Raw genomic sequence first — 635 nt, 5'->3', positions numbered from 1 at the left:
CTTCCAGCACGGTCAACCGCGCTTCAAGCTTCCTTCGGCCAGGATTCGCGCAGGCCTACCGTCTGGTTGAACACCAGTCGCTCATCAGTGCTGTCCTGGTCCACACAGAAATACCCTTCGCGCTCGAACTGGTAACGGGTTTCCGCCAGCGCACCACGCAACCCTGGCTCTACCCAGCAACCATCCAGCACAGTCAGGGACTCAGGATTGATGTGGGACAGGAAGGTCTGCCCCTCTTCCAGTCCCTTGTCAGGGTTGGCAGCACTGAACAAACGATCGTACAGCCGAACCTCGCAAGGCAGCCCCTTGTCCGCACTCACCCAATGAATCACACCACGCATCTTGCCCTGATCATCAGCATTTTCCGGGTTCTTGCCCAGCGTGTTCGGATCATAGCTGCAACGCACTTCCACGATTTCGCCCTGATCATCACGCACTACATCGGTGGCACGCACCACATAGCCATAACGCAACCGCACCCGGTCGCCCAATACCAGACGCTTGAATTTCTTGTTGGCCTCTTCGCGGAAATCTTCACGGTCGATATACACCTCCCGCGTCATCGGCACATGACGAGTCCCCATGGATTCATTCTGGGGATGCACCGGTGCTACCAGCGTCTCCTCTTTGCCCGC

At 57.5% G+C, this 635-nt stretch carries 1 pseudogene; it reads right to left on the bottom strand.

The features are described 5' to 3' along the window. Nucleotides 1-23: 23 nt before the first annotated feature. Nucleotides 24-635, bottom strand: a pseudogene (locus tag A3730_RS02350) (glutamine--tRNA ligase); the annotation flags it as partial.

This window comes from Alcanivorax sp. HI0044, assembly GCF_001634945.1.
Note: the sequence above shows the minus strand (reverse complement) of the source record. Positions and strands in the feature narration are given on the sequence as shown.